At 69.1% G+C, this 7,033-nt stretch carries 4 protein-coding genes and 1 pseudogene; 2 read left to right on the forward strand and 3 right to left on the reverse strand.

Translation table 11 applies throughout. From position 1 onward, the window contains the following. From V6M46_RS00660 to V6M46_RS00670, 3 genes and pseudogenes are all read right to left on the reverse strand, one after another. A pseudogene (locus tag V6M46_RS00660) lies at positions 1 to 558 on the reverse strand (phospho-sugar mutase); the annotation flags it as partial. Between the two features lie 10 nt (positions 559 to 568). Further along, positions 569 to 1,351, reverse strand: a complete 783-nt coding sequence (locus V6M46_RS00665; RefSeq protein ID WP_332661750.1) for an NAD-dependent epimerase/dehydratase family protein — start codon at positions 1,349 to 1,351, stop codon at positions 569 to 571. Continuing rightward, complete coding sequence (locus tag V6M46_RS00670) at positions 1,351 to 2,142, reverse strand: purine-nucleoside phosphorylase (RefSeq protein WP_332661751.1); 792 nt, start codon at positions 2,140 to 2,142, stop codon at positions 1,351 to 1,353. The genes V6M46_RS00665 and V6M46_RS00670 overlap by 1 nt, the downstream gene beginning before the upstream one ends. A gap of 74 nt (positions 2,143 to 2,216) precedes the next feature. Here V6M46_RS00670 and V6M46_RS00675 point away from each other — a divergent pair, with 74 nt between their 5' ends. Both V6M46_RS00675 and V6M46_RS00680 read left to right on the forward strand, forming a co-directional pair. Continuing rightward, positions 2,217 to 3,587, forward strand: coding sequence for an NAD(P)H-quinone dehydrogenase (locus V6M46_RS00675; protein ID WP_332661752.1), 1,371 nt, complete (start codon positions 2,217 to 2,219; stop codon positions 3,585 to 3,587). Positions 3,588 to 3,733: 146 nt separating this feature from the next. Further along, positions 3,734 to 6,868, forward strand: coding sequence for a SpoIID/LytB domain-containing protein (locus tag V6M46_RS00680; protein WP_332661753.1), 3,135 nt, complete (start codon positions 3,734 to 3,736; stop codon positions 6,866 to 6,868). Positions 6,869 to 7,033: the final 165 nt, after the last annotated feature.

Raw genomic sequence — 7,033 nt, forward strand, 5'->3', positions numbered from 1 at the left:
CATCTCGTCGACCCGGCCGACCGCGTCGATCGCCGCGGAGATCTCGACATCGGCCGGCGGCACGATCTGGCTGGAGTCCTCGAGGTAGACCTTGTAGCCGTTGTCCTGCGGCGGGTTGTGCGACGCCGTGACCATGACGCCGGCGCTGCAGCCCAGGTGCCGGATCGCGAACGCGAGGACCGGCGTCGGCAGGTGCGTCGGCAGCAGGAAGGCGTGGACGCCGGCGCCCTCCATGATCTCGGCGGTGTCACGGGCGAAGATCTCGGAGTTGTGCCGCGCGTCGTAACCGACGACGACCGTGGGTGATGAGCCGTGCTCCAGCAGGTACGCCGCGAGGCCCGCCGCGGCCTGCGCGACGATGACCCGATTCATCCGGTTGGGGCCGGCGCCGAGCGCGCCCCGCAGTCCGGCGGTGCCGAACTGCAGGCGTTCCCGGAACGGATCCTCGAGCCCGGCGACGTCGCCGGCGTCGATGAGAGCCTGCAGCTCCTGGACGGTCACGGAGTCGGGATCCTGGCTGAGCCACTCGCGGGCGCGGGCGAGGAGGTCGTCGGTCATGAGGTTCCCTTCAGAAGGCGGGTGGTAGCTGGAGCTGGCTGACGAGGGGTCCGCCGACGTACGCATTCTCAGCCGCGTCATCGGGTCCCGGCGTCACGGCATCGGCATACGACTCGGCGTCGTCCTGCGGGTCGTACCCCAAGGCGCGGCCGGGACCCAGGTCCCACCACGCACGGGTGTTGGCGGAGATGCCGTAGAGCACGTGGAACCCCGGCTCGGACGACCGAACGGCCGCATCGGCCATGCGTACTGCGTCACCGGGCGACAGCCAGGTCGACAGCTCTCGGACGCTGGTCGGTCGCTCGCGGAACGAGCCGATCCGCAGCGCGACGGAGCTGATGTCCCGACGGTCGGCGTAGAGGCTCAGCAGCGCCTCGGCGGCCGCCTTGGCGACGCCGTAGTAGGTGTCGGGGCGCGGCCTCACGTCGGCGGTGAGGAGGTCGCCGCGCGGCGTATGACCGACGGCGTGGTTGCTGCTGGCGTAGACCATCCGGCCGACGCCGTGGGCGAGCATCGCCTCCAGCAGCCGCGCGGTCGTGTGGACGTGCGACTCCAGGCTTTCGGGCAGCGGAGCCTCGTTGGGGTTGCCGGCGAGGTGGACGACGGCGTCGACGCCGGACACCGCCTCGTCCGCAACGGCAGGATCGAGGCAGTCGCCGGTGACCCAGCCGAGCGCGCAGGTGCCCGGGTCGTCGACCAGGTCGAGCCCGCGGACCTCATGCCCCAGCTCGGGCAGTCCTCGTACGAGCGTTCGGCCGATCCGTCCGCCGGCGCCCGTGACGAGGACCTTCATCAGATCCTCGGCAGCACGTTGCCGAGCAGGGCGCCCATGCGGGTCGCCGCAGCCTGGCCGGCCTCGAGGACCTCTTCGTGGTTGAGCGGTTCGCCGGTCATGCCGGCCGCCGCGTTGGTGACCAGCGAGATGCCGAGGATCTCCAGGCCCTCGGCCCTGGCCGCGATCGCCTCGAGCGTCGTCGACATGCCGACGAGATCGCCGCCGATCGCCCGGACCATGCCGATCTCGGCCGGCGTCTCGTAGTGGGGACCGGGCAGCTGGACGTACACGCCCTCGGCGAGGCTCGGATCGGCCTCCTTGCACAAGGCCCTCAGCCGCGACGAGTAGAGATCCGTGAGGTCGACGAAGTTGGCGCCCACAAGAGGTGAGGTCGCGGTCATGTTGATGTGGTCGCTGATCAGGACGGGGGTGCCGGGCGGCCAGGCGGGATTGAGCGCGCCGCAGCCGTTGGTCAGCACGAGTGTCCTGACGCCGGCGGCAGCCGCCGTACGCACGCCGTGCACGACGGCCGCGACACCCTTGCCCTCGTAGTAGTGGGTGCGGCCCAGGAAGATCAGCAGGCGACGGTCGCCGAGGGTCAGTGAACGCACCGTCCCGCCGTGCCCGGCGACCGCAGGGGCGCTGAACCCGGGCAGGTCGGCGAGCGGGATCTCGTAGTCCGGCATGCCGAGTGCGTCGGCCGCGGGAAGCCAGCCGGAGCCCATCACCAGCGCGATGTCGTGGTCCCCGCCCCCGGTCCATTCTCGCAGCGCCTCGGCAGCCTCTCGGGCCAGTTCCTGAGTACTCACCTGCCGTACATTACGACAGTCGATCGGGGGGCGACCGGTGGCGACTCGCTCGGCGGCAATGGGAGACTGATCCGGTGACCCATGTGACGATCGTCGGCGGCGGACCGGGTGGATACGAAGCGGCCCTCGTGGCCTCGAGACTCGGCGCGGAGGTCACTCTCGTCGAGCGCGACGGCCTCGGCGGCTCGACCGTCCTGACCGACTGCGTGCCGAGCAAGACCCTCATCGCGACGTCGGACCTGTTGACCGAGGTCGGGACGTCTGCCGAGCTCGGGGTGCAGGTGCCCAAGGACGTACGCGCCGACCTCGCGGCGGTCAACGCACGCGTGCTGACCCTGGCCCAGGCGCAGTCGGACGACATCGCCAAACGACTGGCGACCAGCAACATCACGATGATCGACGGCACCGCGACGATCGAGTCCGCTGGAGCCGTCACGGCGACCACGGCCGACGGCGACGTGCGGATCGAGACCGACGCGATCCTGCTCGCGACCGGTGCCCACCCGCGGGTGAGTCCCGACGCCCAGCCCGACGGCGAGCGCATCCTGACGTGGGAGCAGGTCTACAACCTGCAGGACCTGCCCGAGCACATGATCGTCGTGGGATCCGGTGTCACCGGCGCCGAGTTCGCCAGCGCCTACAACGGGCTGGGCGCCGCGGTGACGCTCGTGTCGAGCCGCGACCGGGTCCTTCCCGGCGAGGACATCGACGCCGCCAACGTGATCGAGGCCGTCTTCACCCGGCGCGGCATGACGGTCATGGGCAACTCGCGCATGGCGTCGGTCGAGCGCACGGGCGAAGGTGTCCGGGTGACCCTGACCGATGGGCGTACGGTCGACGGCTCGCACTGCCTGCTGGCGCTCGGCTCGATCCCCAACACCGCGGGCCTGGGCCTCGAGGCGGTCGGCGTCCAGCTCGACGACTCCGGCTTCATCGGCGTCGACCGGGTCTCCCGCACGAGCGTCCGCGGCATCTACGCCGCGGGCGACGTCACCGGCGTCCTGATGCTGGCGTCGGTCGCGGCGCAGCAGGGCCGCATCGCGATGTCCCACCTCCTGGGCGACGCCGTGCACCCGCTCGACCTCGGCAAGGTCTCGAGCAACGTCTTCACGTCGCCCGAGATCGCCACGGTGGGGCTGTCGCAGAAGCAGGTCGACGAGTCGGATCTCCAGATCGACGTCGCGATGCTGCCGCTGGCCTCCAACCCGCGGGCCAAGATGCAGGGCGTGCACGACGGCTTCGTCAAGATCTTCGCGCGGCGGGGGATGGGCATCGTCGTCGGTGGTGTCGTCGTCGCCCCGCGAGCCAGCGAGCTGATCCACGCCCTGTCCCTCGCGGTGTCGGCGTCACTGACGGTCGACCAGGTTGCCGACGCGTTCACGATCTACCCGTCGCTGTCGGGCTCGGTCGCTGAGGCGGCGCGGCGCCTGCACCGACTCGTCTGACCAGTCCCTGCAACCGCAGGAATGACACGGTTGTAGTTCGCTGATTCGCCGATTTTCGGTGGAACTTGGGGCAAAACTGTGAGCATAATCAGTCGGAAAACCCATCCGTCACTTGAGTCACACCCGTAACAGGATCGGACTTCCCCATGCTTTCCTGGCGCACCGCCCGGGGCTTCTCGGGCCTCTCCGTCGCAGTCGTGCTGGTATTCGGCATGCTCATGCCTTCGACCGCCCATGCGGCGGGCACGGAGGTCACGGGTGGGACGCCTGGCCAGGCCGCGCCGCCCGAGCCACCGGCGGTCAAGGTCGCGAAGACCAAGGTCCCTGCCACCGCGTCCGACGACACGGGCAAGGCGGGCACCGACAAGGTCGTCGCCGAGCTGCCCAAGACGTCGACGCCGAAGTTCCGCATGATCGGCGTGACCTGGTCTGCCCAAGGCCTGTCGTACGGCATCAAGGTCGAGGTCCGCACCCGGACCGACGGCGCCTGGTCGGCGTGGACCCTGATGGACTACGACGGCGACAACGGCGAGGCCGGCAACCCCGGCACGGACCCGCTCTGGATCGGCAAGGCCGACGGCGTCGCCGCGCGAGTGACCGCCGAGGTCGGCGCTCCGCAGGACGTCCGCATCACGACGATCGATCCCGGCAGCGACGGCGACCCGGCGACTGCGTCGACTGCGTCGAACGCCTCCGACACGTCGTTCGACGGCGTGGCTCGTACGTCGACGGCCGTGGACCTGGGCGACGGCAATCCGACGTACACGCCGAAGCCCGCGATCATCACCCGCAGCCAGTGGGGCGCCGCCGCCGGCACGTCCTGCGACTCCCCGCTGACCGGAGACCGTACGCGGGGCGCGGTCGTGCACCACACGGCCGGCTCCAACTCGTACGCCAAGGCGGACTCCATGGCGATCGTCCGCGCCACGCAGGCGTACCACGTCAAGGGCCGCGGCTGGTGCGACATCGGCTACAACTTCCTGGTCGACAAGTACGGCCAGATCTTCGAGGGCCGCCGCGGCGGCGTGGATCGCGCGGTCCGCGCGGCGCACTCGGGCAACCTGACGGTCAACACGTACACCATGGGCATCTCGATGATGGGCAACTACGACGTGACCCGTCCGACGGCCGAGCTCAAGGCCGCGATGGTCAAGCTCATCGGCTGGCGCCTCGGCACCAACTTCGTCAAGGCCAAGGGCACGTACTCGATCGGTGGGCTGACGCTCAACCGCATCGCGGGTCACCGCAACGTCGTCAGCACCGCGTGCCCCGGCCGCTACGGGTATGCCTGGCTGTCCGAGACCGGTGGGCTGCGAGATCGTGTCGAGGCGTACATGTCGAAGTACTCGACGCCGATCAAGTCGCGGTACACCTCGCTCGGAAGTGCCAGCGTGGGGAACATCTACATCGGCGAGGCGCGGTCCTCGACCGGCAGCCGCCTGGACGCGAAGCTCAAGGACCTGTACTCCAAGAGCACGTCGACGGCCGCTCGCTACGTCTCAGGCAAGATCCGCACCGAGTACGACCGTCTCGGCTCTCGCACAGGAACGCTGGGCTACCCGACGGACAACCCCACGACGGCGACTGATGGCGTGATCGGTCAGCACTTCGACACCGGCAGCATCTTCTACGTGTCCGGCAAGACCACGGCCTACAGCCTCCGCGGTGACATCGCGAAGGTCTACACGCAGCTCGGCGAGTCGACCGGCAAGCTCGGGGACCCGACCTCGTCGACGTTCACGGTCTCGAGCGGCGTGACCCGGAACAACTTCCAGCGCGGCTGGATCATCTCGACGAAGTCGACCGGCAAGACTGTGGCGTACTCGAGCACCGGCACGGTCATCGGCACGACCTCGACCACGTCGCCCACGACGGCGCCGGCGACCGTGAGTCAGCCCAGCGTCACGGCGGGCTACATCTCGGCGCGCGTCAACTGGACTGCGGTCGCCAACGCGACGAGCTATGACCTGTGCCTGGTGGCGGACAAGACGCAATCGACCTGCACGCGGCTCCTGACCGGTCTGACGACGACGACTGCCTTGCTGTCGGACCTCAAGCCGACGGCCGGCACGGACTGGTACGTCAAGGTGCGCGCCAGCGACGACGGGGTCAGGGGACTCTGGTCGATATATCGAGGGTTCAACCTGCAGATCGCGACGACCACCGACGCGGTCACCGTGCCGAGCACCCGCACGATCGCCGTGACGGGTCACGGCTACGGGCACGGCATCGGGATGAGCCAGCACGGCGCGCAGGGCGCGGCCAAGCAGGGCGTGGGCTACGCCAGCATCCTGTCGCGCTACTACCCGGGCACGACCCTGGGTGGCCAGACGGGCAACATCCGGGTGCTGATCTCCCAGGACACCACCGACTCGGTCGACATCGTCGGCCGCTCGGGCCTGGTCTTCCGCAACGTGAAGGCCGGGACGACCATGGCCCTGCCGACGACGATCTACGGCAGCACGGTGACGCGGTGGCGGATCGTCCAGCTCACGAGCGACAAGACGCAGTCGACGTTGCAGTACAGGACCACCGGCGACTACAAGAGCTTCAGGGGCGTCAGGTGGACCGGCGACGGACAGTTCGAGGGCCCGCCCTCGATCGGCCTGATCATGCCCAGTGGCTCTGCGGCGGTCTATCGAGGCGCGATCCGATCGGCCGTTCCGTCCTCCGGGTCCACGAGCCGCAACACGGTCAACATCCTCACGATCGAGAGGTACGTCCGTGGCGTCATCGCCGCCGAGATGCCGTCGAGCTGGATGCCGGAGGCGCTCAAGGCCCAGGCGGTCGCGGCGCGTACGTACGGGGTGCGCAGCATCTCGAGCACGCGCTACTACGACATCTGCAGCACGACGGCGTGCCAGGTCTATGGCGGTGTGAGCCGGGAGACCGCGAACACCAACGCTGCGGTCAGCGCGACCAATGGCAAGGTCCTCCGGTATGACGGCAAGCCGGCGTTCACGCAGTTCTCGTCGTCGTCGGGTGGCTACACGTCACCGGGCAGCCAGCCGTACCTCAAGGCCGTCAGCGACACCTGGGACAACTGGTCGGGCAACGCCAACCACACGTGGACCAAGTCCGTGTCGGCCGCGACGATCGAGAAGGCGTATCCGGCGATCGGCACGCTCAAGCAGCTCAAGATCACGAACCGCAACGGCTACGGCGACTGGGGTGGTCGGGTCAGCACGATCAGCCTGGTCGGCTCGTCCTCGACCGTCACGATCTCGGGCGACCAGGCGCGCTGGGCCTTCGGCCTGAAGTCCAACTGGTTCAGGTTCTGATCGCCCCGGCGCTCGCGGTCGGGTGGCCGATCGGGCGCCTGCGGTCTGGGATACTCGACGCATGACCGCTCTTCTCAAGTCGGTGGCGATCTCGGCTGCCGCCAACACCGCATCGTTGGCACTGGCGGCCTGGATCTTCGATCAGTTCAACATCGAGTTCGGCTG

The sequence above is a fragment of the Aeromicrobium sp. genome, from assembly GCF_036676885.1.
GTDB lineage: Bacteria > Actinomycetota > Actinomycetes > Propionibacteriales > Nocardioidaceae > Aeromicrobium.